Origin of the sequence: Nostocoides sp. F2B08 (assembly GCF_009184895.1) — a bacterium.
Lineage (GTDB): Bacteria > Actinomycetota > Actinomycetes > Actinomycetales > Dermatophilaceae > F2B08.
Map to the genome: position 1 here is coordinate 181,625 of NZ_WESE01000001.1, position 19,018 is coordinate 200,642.

The 19,018-nt window shown below is 70.5% G+C and carries 15 protein-coding genes; 5 read left to right on the forward strand and 10 right to left on the reverse strand.

Annotation, left to right across the window (positions count from 1 at the left end):
* Positions 1–58: 58 nt before the first annotated feature.
* The 4 genes from ligA to GA707_RS00845 all read right to left on the reverse strand — a co-directional run bounded on the left by ligA (position 59) and on the right by GA707_RS00845 (position 5,916).
* Complete coding sequence (ligA, locus tag GA707_RS00830) at positions 59–2,470, reverse strand: NAD-dependent DNA ligase LigA (RefSeq protein ID WP_152177010.1); 2,412 nt, start codon at positions 2,468–2,470, stop codon at positions 59–61.
* Positions 2,471–2,541: 71 nt separating this feature from the next.
* Positions 2,542–3,888, reverse strand: coding sequence for a serine hydrolase (locus tag GA707_RS00835; RefSeq protein ID WP_152176531.1), 1,347 nt, complete (start codon positions 3,886–3,888; stop codon positions 2,542–2,544).
* Between the two features lie 9 nt (positions 3,889–3,897).
* Entirely contained in the window at positions 3,898–4,896 is a 999-nt protein-coding gene (locus GA707_RS00840; RefSeq protein ID WP_226963439.1) for a DMT family transporter, read from the reverse strand.
* Positions 4,897–4,911: 15 nt separating this feature from the next.
* Positions 4,912–5,916, reverse strand: coding sequence for a methionine synthase (locus GA707_RS00845; RefSeq protein ID WP_152176533.1), 1,005 nt, complete (start codon positions 5,914–5,916; stop codon positions 4,912–4,914).
* Between the two features lie 116 nt (positions 5,917–6,032).
* On the opposite strand from GA707_RS00845, the gene GA707_RS00850 reads away from it, so the two are divergent.
* Positions 6,033–7,019, forward strand: coding sequence for a pirin family protein (locus GA707_RS00850; protein ID WP_152176534.1), 987 nt, complete (start codon positions 6,033–6,035; stop codon positions 7,017–7,019).
* Between the two features lie 41 nt (positions 7,020–7,060).
* Here the strand turns inward: GA707_RS00850 and GA707_RS00855 are convergent, their stop codons facing one another.
* From GA707_RS00855 to GA707_RS00870, 4 genes are all read right to left on the reverse strand, one after another.
* On the reverse strand, positions 7,061–7,411 hold the full coding sequence (locus tag GA707_RS00855) for a carboxymuconolactone decarboxylase family protein (protein WP_152176535.1): 351 nt from the start codon (positions 7,409–7,411) through the stop codon (positions 7,061–7,063).
* A gap of 22 nt (positions 7,412–7,433) precedes the next feature.
* Complete coding sequence (locus tag GA707_RS00860; protein ID WP_152176536.1) at positions 7,434–8,408, reverse strand: pirin family protein; 975 nt, start codon at positions 8,406–8,408, stop codon at positions 7,434–7,436.
* A gap of 61 nt (positions 8,409–8,469) precedes the next feature.
* Complete coding sequence (gene mnmA, locus GA707_RS00865) at positions 8,470–9,585, reverse strand: tRNA 2-thiouridine(34) synthase MnmA (RefSeq protein WP_193315102.1); 1,116 nt, start codon at positions 9,583–9,585, stop codon at positions 8,470–8,472.
* Positions 9,582–10,829, reverse strand: coding sequence for a cysteine desulfurase family protein (locus GA707_RS00870; protein WP_152176537.1), 1,248 nt, complete (start codon positions 10,827–10,829; stop codon positions 9,582–9,584). The genes mnmA and GA707_RS00870 overlap by 4 nt, the downstream gene beginning before the upstream one ends.
* A 296-nt stretch (positions 10,830–11,125) precedes the next feature.
* Between GA707_RS00870 and GA707_RS00875 the strand changes: the two genes are divergently transcribed.
* The 3 genes from GA707_RS00875 (at position 11,126) to GA707_RS00885 (ending at position 15,679) form a co-directional block, all read left to right on the forward strand.
* Positions 11,126–12,886, forward strand: coding sequence for an ABC transporter family substrate-binding protein (locus GA707_RS00875; protein ID WP_226963440.1), 1,761 nt, complete (start codon positions 11,126–11,128; stop codon positions 12,884–12,886).
* 133 nt (positions 12,887–13,019) lie between these two features.
* Positions 13,020–14,564: an ABC transporter permease gene (locus tag GA707_RS00880; RefSeq protein ID WP_152176539.1), complete on the forward strand. Its 1,545-nt coding sequence runs from the start codon at positions 13,020–13,022 to the stop codon at positions 14,562–14,564.
* Complete coding sequence (locus tag GA707_RS00885; protein WP_152176540.1) at positions 14,561–15,679, forward strand: ABC transporter permease; 1,119 nt, start codon at positions 14,561–14,563, stop codon at positions 15,677–15,679. Before GA707_RS00880 ends, GA707_RS00885 begins: the two co-directional genes overlap by 4 nt.
* A 59-nt stretch (positions 15,680–15,738) precedes the next feature.
* Here the strand turns inward: GA707_RS00885 and GA707_RS00890 are convergent, their stop codons facing one another.
* On the reverse strand, positions 15,739–16,356 hold the full coding sequence (locus GA707_RS00890; protein WP_193315103.1) for a PH domain-containing protein: 618 nt from the start codon (positions 16,354–16,356) through the stop codon (positions 15,739–15,741).
* Between the two features lie 104 nt (positions 16,357–16,460).
* Between GA707_RS00890 and GA707_RS00895 the strand changes: the two genes are divergently transcribed.
* Positions 16,461–18,350 (forward strand): ABC transporter ATP-binding protein, encoded by a 1,890-nt coding sequence (locus GA707_RS00895; RefSeq protein ID WP_226963441.1) that lies wholly within the window; start codon positions 16,461–16,463, stop codon positions 18,348–18,350.
* Between the two features lie 61 nt (positions 18,351–18,411).
* On the opposite strand, the gene GA707_RS00900 is transcribed toward GA707_RS00895, so the two are convergent.
* Entirely contained in the window at positions 18,412–19,002 is a 591-nt protein-coding gene (locus GA707_RS00900; protein ID WP_152176542.1) for a CbiQ family ECF transporter T component, read from the reverse strand.
* Positions 19,003–19,018: the final 16 nt, after the last annotated feature.

The window sequence follows — 19,018 nt, forward strand, 5'->3', positions numbered from 1 at the left end:
CCGGGTGAGGAAGAACGCACCGGTTTGTGAGTCCGGTCGGACGGCTCGGTCCGAGGGCTCAGTCCGACTCCGACGACGGTGGCGGCAGCGCGTCCGGGCCCTCGGTGACGAGCACCCTGAACTGGACAGCGTCGAGGACGCGGATGCCGAGCTGCTCGGCCTTGGCGAGCTTGGACCCGGCCCCCGGCCCCGCGGCGACGAAGTCGGTCTTCTTCGACACGCTCGAGGCGGCCTTCCCACCGGCCGCGATGATCGCCTCCTGGGCCTCGTCACGGGTGTAGCCCTCGAGGGACCCGGTGGCGACGACGGTGAGGCCGGCGAGCACCCCGCCGCGGTCGCCGTGTCCTCCCGGCCCGGGGTGTCCGGGGGTGGCGAACCGGACCCCGGCCGCGCGCCAGCTGGTCAGGATCTCCTGGTGCCAGTCGACCGCGAGCCATTCGACAACGGCCGCGGCGATCGTCGGTCCGACACCCTCGACCTCGGCCAGCTCCTCGGCACCGGCGCTCTCGATCGCCTCGAGCGAGCCGAACCAGTCGGCGAGCGCCCTCGCCGCGACGGGACCGACGTGCCGGATGTTCAGGGCGACGAGCTGACGCCACAGTTCTCTGGTCCTCGCGGCCCCGAGCTGCTCGATGAGCGTCGTCGCCTGGGCCGACGGGTGGAGGAGGCGGTGGTCCTTGCGGATCCCGGCGCGACGACGCTCCGCCGCCGTCATCTTCTCGGTTCCGGGCGGGTAGGTCAGCTCGACCCGCTGGAAGGGCCGGCGCACGACCGGCTCACCGGTCTCGTCGTCGACCTTCGGCTCGCCCGTGTCCGCGTCGCGCACGACGACCTCGATCGGGATGAGCTCGTCGAGACTGAGGTCGAAGAGCCGGGCCTCGGTCACCAGCGGCGGCTCGGCGGGGTGCGTCGGCTGCGTCAACGCGGCGGCGGTCACCTCGCCGAGCGCCTCGATGTCGAGTGCCCCTCGGGAGCCGATGTGTTCGACCCGGCCGCGGACCTGTGCGGGACACGCGCGCGCGTTGGGGCAGCGCACGTCGATGTCGCCCTCCTTCATCGGCCGCAGCGCGGTGCCGCACTCGGGGCACGTCGTCGGCATGACGAACTCACGCTCCGAGCCGTCTCGCAGTTCGACGACCGCCCCCAGCACCTCCGGAATGACGTCGCCGGCCTTGCGCAGCACGACGGTGTCGCCGATGAGGACCCCCTTGGCGCGCACGACCTCCTGGTTGTGCAGCGTCGCCTGCCGAACGACACTGCCCGCGACGTGCACCGGCTCCATGACCGCGTACGGCGTGGCGCGGCCGGTGCGTCCGACCCCGACGAGGATGTCGAGCAGCCGGGTGTGCACCTCCTCGGGCGGGTACTTGAAGGCGATCGCCCACCGCGGCGCCCGGCTCGTCGCGCCGAGCTCGTCGTGCAGGTCGAGCTCGTCGACCTTGACGACGACCCCGTCGATCTCGTGCTCGACCGAGTGGCGGCGCTCGCCGTACTGCTCGACGAAGTCGACCACTCCCGCCACGTCGTCGTGCACCCGCAGATAGGGACTGGTGGGCAGACCCCAGGAGGCGAGCAGCGCATACACCTCGCTCTGGGAGGCGACCGGCGGGTCGGGCCACGCCCCGATCCCGTGGACGAACAACGACAGGGCGGCGATCCGGGCATCCCCCGCCTCGCGCTCCAGACCGGACTTCTTGTCGAGCAGCTGACGCAACCCGCCCGACGCGGCGTTGCGGGGGTTGGCGAAGGTCGGGAACCGCCGGGTCGCCCGCTCGTGCTCGACCTGCTGGTCGAACTCACCCCGGCGCCCACGCTGCTCCCAGCGATCCCGGGCCTGCTCGACCGCCCGACCCCGCAGCTCCTCCTGCAGCGCGTTGAGCCGCTCGAACGCGGCCACGGCGATGAAGGCCTCGCCGCGCACCTCGACCACCTCGGGGTGGTCCTCGCCCGACAAGCGGTCCGGGACGTCGGCCATCCGAAGCGCGTTGGCCGTCACGACCTCACCGGTGCGCCCGTCGCCGCGAGTTGCGGCCGAGGTGAGCACGCCCCGCTCGTAGCGCAGCGAGAGCGCCAGGCCGTCGATCTTCAGCTCGGTCAGCCATGCCACGCTCCGCCCGGCCGCGGCTTCGGTCTTCGCGCACCACTCCCGCAGCTCCTCCACCCTGAAGACGTTGTCGAGGCTGAGCATCCGCTCGAGGTGCTCGATCGTCGGCAGTGCACCGCCCGCTCCGCCCTGGACCTGCTGGGTGGGGCTGTCCTGGCTCTGCAGCTCGGGGTGCTCCCGCTCCAGCGCCTCGAGCTCACGGACGAGCGCGTCGTACTCGGCATCCGAGATCAGGGACGTGTCCCGGTCGTAGTAGGCGGCGCTCGCCTCCTCGATCCGCTCACGCAGCTCCTGGACCCGGGCGTTCGCGCTGCTGAGGTCGGTGGTCCCGAGGTCGTCCGAGGGGCCGCGTTCGGTCGTCGCCATGAGGGTTATCGTGCCACCCGACACCGACGGCGCCACCCCGCCCGACTCCGGCCGCGACCAGGCGCCGTTCGTCATCGCGCCAGGATGTCGACGACCTCTCCGACCAGTTCGTTGGCACGCAGATCCTCGGCCTCCACGCCCGGGCTGAACCCCATCCGGACGACCACGAGATCCGCGGAGGGGACGACGTAGACCCGCTGGCCGTCGTGGCCACTCATCCAGTAGGCGTCGTTCGGCAGCACCGGGAACCGCAACGACCCGTCCGAGCGCTGGTTGGCCCACCAGCTGAGGGCATAGCCGTCGGCATCGGACTCGGCGGGGGTCACGACCGTCGCCGAGGTCGTCATCCAGCCCTCGGGGAGGAGCCGCTGTCCGTCCCACACGCCGTCCTGCAGCGCGAACTGCCCCAGAGCCGCCCAGTCACGAGGAGTGGCCCAGAGGTAGGAGCTGCACACCGGCAGGCCGGTTCCGTCGGTCTCCCACACCGCCGAGCTCAGTCCCAGGGGAGCGAACAGGAGCTCGTCGGCGAGTCGGGCGTCCGCGTCGGCCCGGTCCAGGAGGGCAGAGCACAGGATGTTCGTGCTTCCGCTCGAGTACTGCTGGACCTGGCCGATCGGAGCCGCCAACGGCTGGTCCGCGGCGAAGCCGGCCATGTCGTCGGCCATGTAGAGCATCTCCGTGATCGGAGTCCCGAGATCGTAGGTCTCGTCCCAGGCGAGCCCGGACCGCATCCGGAGCAGGTCCTCGATCGAGATGTCGGCGCGGTCGTCGGTCCACTCCGGCCGTAGGCCCGAGTCGTCGAGGGTCACCACGTCCTCCTGCACGAGTCGCCCGGTGAGGAGGCTCGCGACACTCTTGGACATCGACCAGCCCAGCTGACGGGTCTGCTCGTCGAACCCGTCGGCATAGCGCTCCCCGACCACCTGCCCGCCTGACAGCACGACGACCGCGCGGGTGCCGAGGTCCTCCCGGGCGGCCTCGTCGAGGTCGTCGCCGAAGGCACGCCCGATGGCCTCCTGGATCGCGGGATCCTCCGCGCCGGCCGACGCCACGATGGTGTTGGCGCTCGGGTCGATGGGCTCGCGCGGCGGCAGGTCGGCGGGGTCGCCGACGGTGCAGCCGTATCCCTCGATGGGTGTGGCGGTCTGTCGGGCGAGGAGTCCGAACACCGATGCGGTGACACTGCCGTCGTCGTCGGTGGACGTCCGCAGGTAGGGCAACAGCGGGTTGGGCGGCAGGTCCGAAGCCGCGTCGGTGCGGCCGGACAGCTCTGCCAGCGCGCACGCATTGTGGGCGGCGTAGCCCGTGCCGGTCAGGAGCAGCGGGCGGGCGTACCAGTACCCCGCGACGAGGGCGATGACGAGAAGTCCGAGGAGCCCAAGCAGGGTGCGAAGCACCCAGCGGCGACGAGTGGCCATGCCCCGAACCTATCGGTCGCCGGGTTCGACGACCGGCACCTTGGGCGCACCGCCCGGAGCCGCCGCGATCTGGGTCCTGGGAACACGGTTGACCGCGATGGCCGCCCCGAGGACGATCGCGAAGCCGACCAGCTGCGCCGGCCCGAGGCGTTCGCCGAGGACGAGCACCCCGAGGATGACGGACACGACCGGGATGAGGTAGGTGACCGTCGAGCCGACCACCGTTCCTGCCGCGCGGACCACGTCGTACTGGAGGATGTAGGCGAGGCCGGTGCCGACGATGCCGAGAACGGCGACGGCCCCGAGCGACAGCCACAGGGGGTATGCGTCGGTCGCCCGGTCCTGCCCGGCCAGGTGCCACGGAGCGCTGCGGCCGCCCGCCCCGAGCAGCCACCACCCGAGCCCGAGCGGCACGACCGCCACGGTGCCGCAGAGCAACAGCGCGGTCGGCTGGGCCAGACCCCCGAGGTCGACGTCGGCGAGAGTGCGACGGTTGTAGGTCCATCCCAGACCGTAGGACGTCGCCGCGAGGACGACGAGAGCGAAGCCCAGGGGATCGGGACGCCCGGTGAGGTTCCACGGCTCGGCGATGACCACGACGCCGACGAACCCCAAGGCGACGGCGAGGAGCTTGCGTGAGGTGAGCCGCTCGCTCGGGAGGATCGCCAGAGCGCAGAGCACCGTGGCGATCGGCGTCGTGGCGTTGCCGATACCCGCCAGGGCCGAGCTCACGTAGAGCTCACCGGTGACGAACCCGGTGAAGGGCAGCACGGTGAGGAACAGGGAGCAGACGAACAGGTGGCCCCACACGCGCCGCCCACGAGGCAGCCGACCTCCGCTCACGCGGAGGAGCAGCACGAGCGTCACAGCGGCGAGCACGATGCGGAGGGTGACGATCTGGACCGGATGCAGGTCGTCGAGGCCGACCTTCATGAGCAGGAAGCTCGAACCCCAGATCAGGGCGAGAGTGGACAGCTTCACCTGCCAGGGAACCCGAGTGGCGGACATCGGCACCACCGCGCGTCAACCGAGGCCGGCCGACGCGCCCCCGACGACGGCGTTGAGCTCACCCGCGAGGTCGACCGCCGCCCGTTGCACCGCCAGCGCGGTCTCCCGGCTGCGCAGGCCCAGCCCGCACGCAGGTGTCACGACCACCGCATCGAGGACGCTCTGCTCGATGCCGACGCGTTCGGCCTCCTCGAGCACGCGCGCCGCGGCGTCCCGCACCGAGCCGCTCCCGTCGGTCGGCAGGAGCCCCGCATACAGGCCGGTCCCGGACTCGAGTGTTGTCGCCACCGACTCCCACCGGGCCGAGGATGCTGCCGTCAGGTCGAGTGAGACGGCGCCGGCCCCGCTCTGGCGCAGGACGGGGATGGGGGCCACGGGATCACAGCAGTGGATCACCGTCTCCGGGTATGCGCCGGTCACCACCGTCAGAGCCTGCAGCGCCTGCTGCGTGTCGACGGCCGGGACGCGGCCGTACCCCGATGCCGTCGGCAGGGTCCCGGTGAGCACCGCCGGAAGCGTGGGCTCGTCGACCTGGACGATCGGCTCGACCCCGGGGAGGAGTCGGCCCAGGTCGGCGACGAGGACGGCGATGCCGTCCGCGAGCGCGGCCGCGATGTCGAACGCGGCGCCGAGGTCGCTCACGGCCCGCTCACCCCGGGGCAGCTCGATCGCCGCCGCAAGCGTCCACGGACCCGCCACCGAGATCTTCAGCGGACCGGTGTACCCGTCGTAGGCCTCGGCCAGCTCGTCGAGGTCCTGACGCCAGAACGAGCGACTCCGTTCGAGGTCCCGGCCGGGTCGGGCGGTCAGCCGCCATCCGGAGGGGGTGAGCTCGACGGGCAGGTCGGTCAGCACCGCGGCTCCTCGACCGACGATGTCGGCTCCGGGGCCCCGGGAGGGCGTCTCGGCGACGTAGGGGATCCCGAGCCCGTCCGGGTCGAGGAGAAGGTCGCGCACCGTGACGAGCGCCTCGCGAGGGTCGTCACCGGGCCACGAGCCGATGCCTGTCGCGCGGGTCACGAGGGACATCATGGCGCACACCCGCTGCGCGCCGGTCCCGGGTCCCGGGTCGGGGATCGGCGGCGTGACCCGGTCCGGGCCGACGACGACGTCGCACGGGTGACCACAATGGGGTGATGAGCAATCCCGAGCGCGACCCCGAGCCGGTGCGCTGCACCGGCGAGCACGAGCACCACGACACCCTCGTGGTCCTCTCCCCCCGCGAGGTGCCGCTCGGCGGCCCGCGGGCGATGACGGTGCGGCGGACCATCCCGCACCGGGAGCGCTCGTTCATCGGCGCGTGGTGCTTCGTCGACCACTACGGCCCGGACGACGTCGCGCGGACCGGCGGGATGGACGTCGCACCCCACCCGCACACGGGACTGCAGACGGTGAGCTGGCTCTTCGAGGGTGAGATCGAGCACCGGGACTCCGCCGGCTACCACGCCATGGTGCGTCCCGGCGAGGTCAACCTCATGACCAGCGGTGGCGGGATCGCCCACTCCGAGGTGTCGACGGCGTCGACGACGACCCTGCACGGCGTCCAGCTGTGGGTCGTCCTGCCCGAGGCCGACCGGGACGCGCCGCGCGCATTCGAGCACTACGCGGCGCCGGCGGTGGAGATGGCCGACGGCGTCCGGGCGCGCGTCTTCGTCGGCGAGCTGGCCGGTGAGCGGTCTCCGGTCGACACCTTCACGCCACTGCTCGGCGCCGAGGTGCACCTCGCGCCGCACACCGAGTGGACCGTCGCCCTCGATCCCGATCACGAGCACGGCGTGCTCCTCGACGTCGGTGAGCTGTCGGTCGACGGAAGGGCACTCGACCGGGGTGAGCTCGCGATCCGCGACTGCGGCGCCAGGACGATGACTCTACGCTCGGCGGACGAACCGGTCCGAGCCATGGTCCTCGGCGGCGCGCCGTACGACGAGGAGATCGTCATGTGGTGGAACTTCATCGGGCGGGACCACGACGAGGTGGCCCGCTACCGCGAGGAGTGGCAGGCGCGTTCCGACCGGTTCGGGACCGTCGACGGCTACGAGCCGCGCCACGGGCGCGAGTGGCTGCCTGCACCGGAGCTCCCCGGGGGGCGTCTGCGCAGTCGAGGACGGCTCGGCCGGCGCTGACCCGCCCGCCACCGACGCGGCATCCCGGTACGGGCCGGCGCCTACTCGGCCGGAGTGGCGAACTCGTCGAAGGCGGCGAGGGCGCGCGGACCGTAGACGGTCGCCGGGCCACCGTCCATGAGGAGGTTGACGCCGATCACCTCGGCGACCTCCTCCCGCGTCGCGCCGGCGCGTGCCGCACCGCGGGAGTGCGACGCGATGCAGCCGTCACACTGCTTCGACAGGCTGATCGCGAGGGCGATCAGTTCCTTGGTCTTCGTGTCGAGCACACCGGGAGACAGAGCCGCCTTGTGGGTCTCGGAGAAACCCTTGTAGACGTCCGGAATGAGGCGGCGCAGTTCGCGCGAGGACTCGCGCAGTCCGGCCAGGGTGTCGGGACCGATGTCTGCCATGGCTCCGACACTAGACCCGTGGCTACAGCACGTCGTGGCCGGGGTGGGGCTCCGACGGAATCGTGCCCAGACGTCCCGCCTGGAAGTCCTCGAACGCCTGGATGAGCTCGGCGCGGGTGTTCATGACGAAGGGGCCGTAGGCGGCGATCGGCTCCCGGATCGGCCGCCCACCCATGACGTACAGCTCGAGGCTCGGCTCACTCGAGCCCTGTCGGTCGTCGGCCGCCGCCTCGATCGTCTCGCCCGGCCCGAAGACCACGAGCTGACCCTTGCGGACCGGCCTGCGGTCGGGACCGACGGTGCCGCGGCCCGCGAGGACGTAGACGAGCGCGTTGAAGTCGGTCCGCCACGGCAGTTCGACCCGCCCGCCGGCGTGCACGCTCGCGTGCACGATGGTGATGGGGGTGTGGGTGACTCCGGGGCCGGCATGTCCGTCGAGCTCTCCGGCGATGACGCGCAGCAGCGCGGCGCCGTCGGCCGAGGACAGGAGGGCCACCTCTCCGCCGCGGATGTCCTGGTATCGGGGTGGCGCCATCTTCAGCGTGCTCGGCAGGTTGACCCAGAGCTGGAGGCAGTGGAAGAGGCCGCCGGTCATGACGAGCTCCTCAGGCGGGGTCTCGATGTGCAGCAGTCCGGAGCCGGCCGTCATCCACTGGGTGTCCCCGTTGGTGATCTCACCGCCGCCGCCGTGGCTGTCGCGGTGGATGAAGGTGCCGTCCATGATGTAGGTCACCGTCTCGAAGCCACGGTGCGGATGCCATGAAGTGCCCTTCGGCTCACCCGGTGCGTACTCGACCTCACCCATCTGGTCCATGTGGATGAAAGGGTCGAGCGCCGTCAGGTCGACCCCGGCGAAGGCCCGGCGGACGGGGAAGCCCTCCCCCTCGAACCCGGACGGCGCCGTCGTCACACTGCGCACGCCGCGCGAACGCTGCCCGAGCGCGGGCACCCGGACGCGGGGTAGGACGGTGATGTCGGGAACGGTGATCGCGGGCATGGCTGGCTCCTCAAGACTGGCTGTTGCCCATCCAACGGTAGTTGATGTCTCAACTATTCCGCTAGCGGCCCGCCGACGGGGTCCGGGTCTCGGTGGCCGCGATCGTCGCCGATCCGATCACCCGGGTGCCGTCGTACAGCACGACCGACTGGCCCGACGCCACGCCGCGAACGCCCCTGTCCAGATGCACGCGCAGTCGTCCTGCCGCGCCGTCCTGTCCACGGTCGAGGTATGCCGTGGCCGGCACCTCCTCCCCGTGGGCCCGGATCTGAGCGCCGACGCGAATGTGACCGAGGGGAGCGGGGCCGCACCAGCGGACATGCTCCCCGTGGAGCTCGCGGACGGTGAGCAGGTCCGCGGTCCCGATGACGACCTGCCGGCGGTTCGCGTCGACCTCGACGACGTAGCGGGCCTGTCCGTCGAGGCTGGACCGGTCCAGTCCGAGCCCCCGGCGCTGCCCGACGGTGAAGCCGTGGGTGCCCGCGTGTCGCCCGACCACGGCTCCCGTCGTCGCGTCGACGAGGTCCCCCGGCGCTTCGCCGAGAGCCCGGCTCAGGAAGCCGCGGGTGTCGCCGTCGGGGATGAAGCAGATGTCGTGGGAGTCCGGCTTGCGGGCGATGGAGAAGCCGCGCGCGGCGGCCTCCTCCCTGATCCGCTCCTTCGTCGTGTCGCCGAGCGGAAAGTATGCGCGGGCGAGCTGGTCGGCCGTGAGGACACCGAGCACGTAGGACTGGTCCTTGGCCGGGTCGACGGCGCGGTGCAGCTCGCGCCCCTCGGGTCCGTCGACGATGCGCGCGTAGTGCCCGGTCGCGACGGCGTCGAAGCCGAGGGCGACGGCCTTGTCGAGCAGAGCGGCGAACTTGATCCGCTCGTTGCACCGCAGGCAGGGGTTCGGCGTGCGCCCGGCGGCGTACTCGGCGGTGAAGTCCTCGACGACATCGCGCTGGAAGCGCTCGGCGAGGTCCCACACGTAGAACGGGATCCCCAGGCGGTCGGCCACCCGCCGGGCGTCGCCGGCGTCCTCCAGGGTGCAGCACCCCCGCGCCGACTCCCGCAGCCGGGACGCGTTGCGGCTCAGGGCGAGGTGCACGCCGACGACGTCGTGTCCGGCGTCGAGCATCCGGGCCGCTGCGACGGCCGAGTCGACGCCTCCGCTCATCGCGGCGACGACTCTCACGCCGGCACCCCTGCATCGACCGAGGCTGCCGCCCGGGCTCGTGGCACGCAGTCGGCCAGGGCAGCGACCGCACGGTCGACGTCAGCCTCGGTTGTCGTGCGGCCGAGGGTCAGGCGGACCACCCCCACCGGACCGTCCCCCCGGACGCCGATGGCGTCGAGGACGTGGCTGCGCCCGGGGACACCGGCCTGACAGGCCGACCCCGTCGAGGCCTCGATCCCTGCGGCGTCGAGCAGGAACAGCAGGGAGTCCGGCTCGCAGCCGGGAACGACGAGATGCACGTTGCCGGGGAGCCGGTCCACGGCGGATCCGGGCGTCCACCGTCCTCCGGCGCCCATCCCCAGGTTCAGCCCGAGAACCCCGCTGAAGAGTCGGTCGCGCAGGGCCACGAGCCGCGGCGTCTCCTCGGCCCGCCGAGCCACCGCCTCCGAGACGGCGGCGGCACACGCAGCGATGAGAGCCGCCGGCAGGGTGCCGCTCCGCAGTCCCCGCTCATGCCCGCCGCCGCGCACGAGCGGCTGCAGGGGCACCTCACGACGGGCGAGAAGGACACCGACCCCAGCGGGACCACCCAGTTTGTGGGCGGAGACGCTCATCAGGTCGAGTCCGCTCTCGGCGAAGGACACCTCGAGCGGTCCGGCCGCCTGGACCGCGTCCGAGTGCACCGTGGCTCCCCGCGCCCGAGCGAGGGTGGCCACCTCGGGGACCGGCTGGACCGTGCCGATCTCGTTGTTCGCCCACATGAGGGACACCAGTGCGACCCGGGCCCCACCGGCCTCGATCCGCTGCAGAGCATCTCGGACCGCCTCGACAGCGACCGTGCCGGACGGCTCGGGGGACACGAGGCGGAGGTCCGCGCCCACCCGTTCGAGCGCCTCTGCGGGCTCGAGCACAGCGTGATGCTCGATCGTGCTCGTGACCACGCCCCGGGCGAGCGGGTCCGCCGACGTGCGCGCCGCATACCCACCGGTCACAGCCAGATTGTCGGCCTCGGTGCCCCCTGAGGTGAACACGACCTCGGTCGGGTGTGCGCCGAGTGCCGCAGCGATCTGCTCCCGGGACTCCTCGACCAGGGCCCGCACGCGACGACCGGAGCGGTGCAGCGACGAGGGGTTGCCGACGAGTGCGCTGGCGTCGGCGAGGGCCGCCTCGGCCGCTGGCACCATCGGAGTGGTCGCCGCGTGGTCGAGGTACACCCGTGCTGCGCCCTCGCCGGAATGGTGGTGGGAGCGGTCGGCAGACATCGTTCCATGGTACGGACCTTGCGCCGCACACCCGACCCGTCGGACCCCCGAGGCACGAGGCGGGCCACAGTAGCCCACCGAGCCCTGCACCGGGGTGATCGGGGGGACACGGTTCGGTCACTCTCAGCACTTGATATCGAGACTGTAACGAATCTGTGCAGAGGCACCTTTCGGCACCGAAGTCCACAGGGTTTTCTGCCTACCGTGCCCTGACACCCGTCGCCGGCGGTCACTCCGGCGACCGAGTCTCCGCGTACCCGCGGGCAACCCTTTCTCCCGAAACAAGGAGTCACATGATGACGAGACGTACTCGCATCCTGGGCATGGTCGCCGTCGGCGCTCTCGCGCTCACGGCGTGCGCAAGCCAGGACAGTACGGACACCGCGACCGGAACCGACACGGCCACCGACGCCGCCACCGCTGAGCGCAGCGGCGGGACGATCCGGGTCGCCGAGACGAACGCCTTCACGTCGTTCAACCCCGCCGTCGGCGCCAACAACCTGGACATCAACAGCAAGGTCCTGGGCACCATGCGCAGCGACTTCATCTACATCGACAACGAGCTGAACATCGTCCAGGACGAGTCCTTCGGCACCTACGAGCTCGTCAGCGAGGACCCGCTGACGGTCACGTACACGGTCAACGAGAGCTCGGTGTGGTCCGACGGCAACGCCATCGACAGGGGCGACATGCTCCTTCAGTGGGCGGTGCGTTCCGGCTACTTCGACGGCGACGACCCCGAGGCCGGACCCACGTACTTCCAGTACGCCGGATCGACCGAGGGCCTCGGACTGACCGAGATGCCGGAGTTCGACGGCGAGCAGACCATGACGCTCACCTACTCGCAGCCCTACGTCGACTGGGAGATCGCCTTCGGTCTCGGTGACGCCATGCCGGCCCACGTCGTGGCCGAGCAGGCCGGTCTGGCCGACGAGGCCGCCCTCGTTGAACTCCTCGAGACCGCCACCCCGGGCGAGCCCAACGAGGAGCTCCAGGCCGTGGCCGACTTCTGGAACACCGGCTACGTCACCAACACCATGCCGAGCGACGAGAGCCTCCTGCTCTCGAGCGGGCCGATGATCGTCACCGACATGGTCGCCGACCAGTCGGTGACACTCGGACTCAACGAGAGCTACGGCGGCGACCTCGCCCCCCAGGCGGATGAGATCACCGTTCGCTTCATCGGTGACGCGGCCGCGACGATCGCCGCCCTCCGCAACGGCGAGGTCGACATCATCGCCCCGCAGCCGACCGTGGACTCGGTCACCGAGGTCCAGGGCATCGACGGCGTGACCGTCCTGCAGGGCTCGCAGCTCGCCTACGACCACATCGACCTGAGCTTCGACAGCGAGGTCTTCGCCGACGCCAACGTTCGCGAGGCCTTCCTCCTCACGCTGCCGCGTGAGCAGATCGTCGACCGGCTGATCCGGCCGATCAACGAGAACGCCGAGGTCGTCAACTCCCAACTGTACCTGCCGTCGGAGGGTGACCTCTACACCCAGTCCGTCGAGCAGAACGGCTCGGACGCCTACGCCGAGGTCGACATCGAGGCCGCGCAGGAGCTGCTCGACGGCGCGACCCCGACCGTGCGCATCCTCTACAACTCGGACAACCCGATCCGCGTCGACACGTTCTCCCTCATCCAGGAGTCCGCGTCGCAGGCCGGCTTCGTCATCGAGGACGGCGGCTCCCCGGACTGGGGTTCGGAGCTCGGCACGGGCACCTACGACGCCTCCATCTTCGGCTGGATCAGCAGCGGTGTCGGCAACGCCGGCGTCCCGCAGCTCTTCTCCACGACCGGTGGCGGCAACTACAGCGCCTACTCGAACGAGGAGGTCGACGCGCTCGCCAGCGAGCTCATGGTGACGACCGACTCCGATGAGGCCGAGGGGATCAAGCGCCAGATCGACGCCCTGCTCTGGGGTGACGCGTACGGCGCGACGTTCTTCCAGAGCCCCGGCCTGGTCGTCCACAGCGATGACGTCCAGGGCGTGGAGTACATGCCCAACCAGACCGGTGTCTGGTGGAACTTCTGGGAGTGGTCACTCAACTCCTGATCGCAGTGAGTGGGGTATGCGTGCGACGGCTCGCGCGCATACCCCACTCATCTCTGCAGGCACGCATCTCTGCAGGCGGCTCCTCCGGGAGCCCGGACCACCCCACCCCTGGGCCTGAAAGAGTCAAACCCACATGCTCGGATACGTGATCCGGCGGCTCGCGATCGCCGTCGTCATCCTCTTCGCCTCCTCGTTCCTCGTCTACATCCTCGCCGCGTACGCCGGGGACCCGCTCGAGGACCTGCGGCAGAGTCGTGACCCCAACCGTGAGGCGCTCATCGCGCAGCGCACCGCCGCGCTGAACCTTGACGTCCCGCCCGTACTGCGGTACTTCCTGTGGCTCCGCGGAGCGATCGGCTGCGTCGTGCCGTTCGGCGCCACATGCGACCTCGGGACCAGCCTGCAGGGCTTCGAGGTCACCGAGCTGCTCTCTCGCGCCATCGCCCAGACCGTGCTGCTCGTCACGGCAGCCACCATCCTGTCGATCGTCATCGGGATCGCGCTCGGGATCATCTCGGCGCTCCGCCAGTACTCCGGACTGGACTACGGCGTGACGTTCATGGCCTTCCTGTTCTTCTCCCTCCCCGTCTTCTGGGTCGCGGTGCTCCTCAAGGAGTTCGGCGCGATCCGTTTCAACGACTTCCTCGCCGAGGCGTCCTTCTCCCCCGTCGCCATCGTTCTCGCCGGCATCGTCGTCGGGCTCGTCGTCTACGGCGCTTCCTACGGGACGACCCGGACGCGCGTGCTCGTCTCCGGCGGCGCCGCGGCTACGACGATGGTGCTCATGCTCGGCATCGGAGCATCGGGCTGGCTCCGGACCCCGTTCCTCGGCATCCCCGGCATCCTCCTCGTCGGTGGCCTCATCTCCGTCGGCGTGACCTTCCTCATCGCGGGCTTCCGCAACAAGCGCGCGCTGTACTCCGGCCTTACGGCGGTGGGAGTCGCCGCGATCGTGTACTTCCCCATCCAGTCGGTCCTCGGCGACGACGCGAGCTGGCTGCTCATCGCCGGCCTCGGCGTGGTCACCCTCATCGTGGGCGCCGTCATCGGCTACGCATTCGGCGGCTACGACCGCAGCCAGAACATCCGGATCGGGGCGCTGTCGGCGTTCTTCGCGGGTGGTCTGGTGCTGCTCGACCGGTTCATGCAGTCCTGGCCGCAGTACGTCGGACACCCACGGATCAGGAACCGTCCGATCTCCACGGTGGGCTCCTCGACTCCGGGCTTCGACGAGGGCTTCTGGCTCAGCGGCATCGACACGATGACCCACCTCATCCTGCCGACGGCGGCGCTCATGCTGGTCGCCCTCGCCGGCTACAGCCGGTACTCGCGGGCCTCGATGCTCGAGATCATGAACATGGACTACATCCGTACCGCGCGCGCAAAGGGCGCGAGTGAGCGATCCGTGGTCATGCGCCATGCGTTCCGCAACGCGCTCATCCCCCTGGCCACGCTCATCGCCTTCGACATCGGGGCGCTCATCGGCGGTGCAGTCATCACCGAGAACGTCTTCGCCTTCACAGGGATGGGCCAGCTGTTCATCCAGGCCCTCGTCATCGTCGACCTGAACCCGCTCATGGGTGTCTTCCTCGTCACCGGGATCCTCGCCATGGTCTTCAACCTCGTCGCCGACCTGTTGTACTCCGTCCTCGACCCGAGAGTGCGGGTGAAGGCATGACCACGAACCAGAACGACACCGGCGTCTCCGAGGACGCTGTCGCCAAGGTGGCCGACGAGGCCGTGGACGGCCTCGCTCGCGAGACCGAGGGCCTGTCCCAGGGTCAGATCGTCCGCAAGCGGTTCATGCACAACACGCCCGCCGTGATCGCGGTCTTCGTCCTGGTGTTCGTCGTGCTGCTCTCCCTCACGTCGATCGGCTTCGGACCCGTGCCCGGGTGGTGGCAGTGGGGCTTCACCGAGCAGCCGCCGGTCCAGAACGGCGGCCGCCCCACGCTGAGCCTCACCGGACTGGGTGACCACCCGTTCGGTCAGGACAACCTCGGCCGCGACCTGTTCGCGATGACCATGCGTGGCACGCAGATGACCCTCCTGGTCATGGTCCTCGTCGGGGTCCTCACCGGCATCATCGGAGTCGTCATCGGCGCCGCCTCCGGCTACTTCCGCGGCTGGACCGAGGCGATCCTCATGCGCCTGACGGACATCATCATCATCATCCCGCTGCTCATCCTGGCCGCGGTCCTCGGCCGGATGGCCATCACCTACGTGGACACCGGCGTGCTGCGGGTCGCCGCGCTCGGAGTCCTCATCGGACTCTTCGCCTGGACCGCCCTCGCCCGTCTCGTGCGGGCCGAGATCATGTCGCTGCGGGAACGTGAGTTCGTCGACGCGGCCAGGCTCGCGGGTGCGAGCGACGTGCGCATCATCTTCAAGCACATCCTTCCCAACAGCGTCGGCGTCATCACCGTCAACCTCACGCTCCTGCTCGCCGCCGCGGTGCTGCTCGAGACGGCCCTGAGCTACCTCGGCCTCGGCGTGCAGCCACCCGACTGGTCGCTCGGACGGCTCATCAGCGCCAACCAGCAGGCGTTCACGACGCGACCCTGGCTCTTCTGGTTCCCCGGTCTGTTCATCATCCTCATCTGCCTCGCGATCAACTTCATCGGCGACGGGCTGCGCGATGCCTTCGACCCGCGTCAGAAGAAGTTCAACCCGAGAAAGGCCAAGGAGACGGACGCACACATGCTCGACGAGACCGATGCCGTCACCGCGGACGCTGCGCGCAGCGGCGCCGACCGTGACGGCAACGCCCCGGGGCCGACGAAGCCCGCGTGACCGTCGTGACCGCCGAGCCGATCTCGTCCGACCCTCGCCCGGAGCGATCGTGGCGTGGTCTAGGCGAGCAGCCAGAGCACCAGGGCAAGCGCCGGCCCACCGATGCTCAGGGCCAGATGCGTCACTCGGGGAGTGGTCTCCACACGCTGATCGGGGTCGATGGCCCCGGTCTCGACGAGGTCCTGCCAGTGGCCGCGGATCACCGCGGCGAGTGCGCCGGACAGGCTCGAGGGGAGGTCCCCGGGCCGGGCCGCGCCGCCCGCGCGCCCGGTTGCCCGCGTCGTGGCCCGGTCCTGGTCGGGGCGGCTCCGCATGGCCGTCAGACCCCCGGGACTGGGTGCCGCCTGCACGTGCACCCGGTGCTGCGCCGTGACGAGCGTGAGATTGAACCGCGTCTCGATGTCCACCAATGCCCCCCAGGGCACGACGTGCTCACGCCAGGAGTTCTGCACCCGGATCGCATCCTCGGCGACGACGATGCGGGGTGCGACGAAGTAGATGTAGGCGATGGCCGTCGCCGAGAGTGCGAGCGTGGCGATCGCCGGCGTCGTGGGTCTGGCCGGCATGAACGCCGCAACGAACACCGGACCGGTGACGATCATGGTGCAGGCCAGGAACACCCACCCCGTCCTCGGCCGGACCCGGATCGGCCCGTCGGGCAACCATCGACTCGCCATGGACACCATCCTCGCAAATGCGATGTCTCGAGCCGGCAGCCGACCAGCGACAGTCACGACCCGCTCACGACCACCACGTGGATCGACTCCCGAAGGAGCCCCCGATGATCATGGACCGCTTCCGGCGCGCCGACCGCGATGTCCGAGAGAGTGACGTCCGAGCGGGTGCCGTGGACAATCCCACGGACCACCCGTCGAACGACAGGTCGACCCGGCCGGCACTGAAGCGGGGTGACCGGGTCCTCGACGTCGAGAACCTCTACGTCGACTTCGGCGTCAACAAGGAGTGGGTCCCCGCCGCCATCGACCTGACCTACCACGTCGACGCCGGCGAAGTCCTGGCCATCGTCGGCGAGTCGGGCTCCGGAAAGAGCGCGAGCTCGATGGCGCTGCTGGGCCTGCTCCCGTCGAACTCGCGGGTGAGGGGCAGCGTTCGACTGGGCGGGCGGGAGATCCTCGGTCTCCGACCGGGAGCCCTTCGTGACGTCCGTGGTTCCGAGGTCGCGGTCATCTTCCAGGAGCCGATGACGGCCCTCAACCCGGTCTACACCGTGGGCGAGCAGATCGTGGAGACCCTGCGCCTGCACAAGCCGACCTCGCCGAGCAAGGCCGCGGTCGAGGCCAAGCGGATGCTCGAGCTCGTCGAGCTGCCGGACCCGGAGAAGGCATTCACCTCGTTCCCGCACCAGCTCTCCGGTGGTCAGCGACAGCGGGCGATGATCGCCCAGTCGCTCTCGTGCGATCCCAAGCTCCTGATCGCCGACGAGCCGACGACGGCGCTGGACGTCACCGTGCAGGCCGAGATCCTCGAGCTGATGCGCAACCTCAAGGACAAGCTCGACAGCGCGATCGTCCTCATCACGCACGACATGGGTGTCGTCGCCGACCTCTCCGACCGGATCGCGGTCATGCGACGGGGTCGCATCGTCGAGCAGGGGACGGCCCGCGACATCTTCGGCGCCCCGACGCATCCGTACACCATCGAGCTGCTCGATGCCGTTCCCCACCTTGGGCAGCGGGCCGGGGGTGAGGTCGTCGTCGACGCCACCCTCGCCGAGGCGGTCGGTGGCGCAGCAGCCCTGGAGTCCATCATCGACCTCGGCCGGGACGGTCACACGGTGGGGATGGTCGCCCGGGACCACACAGTCGCCGAGGACGCGCCCATCGTCCTGCAGCTGACCGATGTCTGCATCGACTACCCGAAGCAGGGACGTCAGCCGGCCTTCCGCGCGGTTCGCGACGCGACGATGCACATCAGACAAGGTGAGATCGTCGGTCTCGTCGGTGAGTCCGGGTCGGGCAAGACGACGATCGGCCGGGCCGCCACGGGTCTGCTCCCGGTCGCCGAAGGTTCGCTCACGGTCGACGGCGTCGAGCTGCGCGGCGCCTCCCGAGCCACCCTGAACAAGGTCCGCAAGGAGGTGGGAATGGTCTTCCAGGACCCCTCGTCCTCGCTCAACCCCCGCCTCCCGCTGGGCGAGTCGATCGGCGAGCCGCTGTTCCTCGCCGGGATCGCCAAAGGTGCAGAGCTGCAGCGAAGGATCGAGGCACTGCTCGACCAGGTCCAGCTCCCCCGCAGCTACCGCAACCGCTACCCGCACGAGCTGAGCGGTGGTCAGAAGCAGCGCGTCGGCATCGCACGATCCCTCGCCCTGCGACCATCCCTACTCGTCGCCGACGAGCCGACGTCCGCCCTCGACGTCTCGGTCCAGGCCCGCGTGCTCGACCTGTTCCGCGAGCTCCAGGGGGAGATGGGCTTCGCCTGTCTGTTCGTGACGCACGACCTCGCCGTCGTCGATGCCCTCGCAGACCGGATCTGCGTGATGAAGAACGGCGAGATCGTCGAGCAGGGTGATCGTGACGCCATCCTGCGCAACCCGCAGCAGGCGTACACGAAGCGGCTCCTCGCCGCGGTCCCGGTGCCCGACCCCGACGAGCAGACGGCCCGACGAGAGCTGCGCTCGCGCCTCATCCACGAGGGCGCCGACGCCTGACCTCGACCGGTCGGTGACCGGACCTCACCGCCGGCGCTCCTGCGCCCGCATCGAGCCGAACTCAGTCGTCGACCCCCCGGGCGCGCAGCGCCTCCCCCACCCGCTCGGCATGCTGGAGGGTGAGGACCACCAGGCCCACCGCATACGGCACGACGCCCACCCGTCCCCCACGGGCCCGCCCCGAGTCGCGCAGACGTGAGCCGAAGCCGGCGATGACCGGGATCGTGCGTGCGGTCAGGGCGATGGTGAGGGCGACCCGCTCCGGATCGACCCCCAGGGGCCGCATCGGCTGAAGGGCGCGCTCGAGGGCATCGAGGAGGTCCGTCGTCGACGTCGTCAGGGTGACCAGCGCGGCGATGGCGACTGCCAGAATCATGACGACGGCGATGAGCAGAGCCCGCTCCCAGGGCAGCACGACGAGCTGCAGCGTCGCCACCAGCGCCGCGATGAAGACGACGCCGCGCAGGGTTCTCCAGGCGTGCGCGAGCGGGATCCGGGCGATCAGGTATGCGCCGGTCACCAGACCCGTCGCGAGCGCCGCCGCCGGCAAGGACCGCACCCCGAGGACGAGCAGCATCTCCGCGACAACCATGAGGGCGAGCCGGGTGCCGACCGGCATCCGCCCGACCGTCCGCGGCGTACCCCCCATCATGTGGCGCGCCTCATGG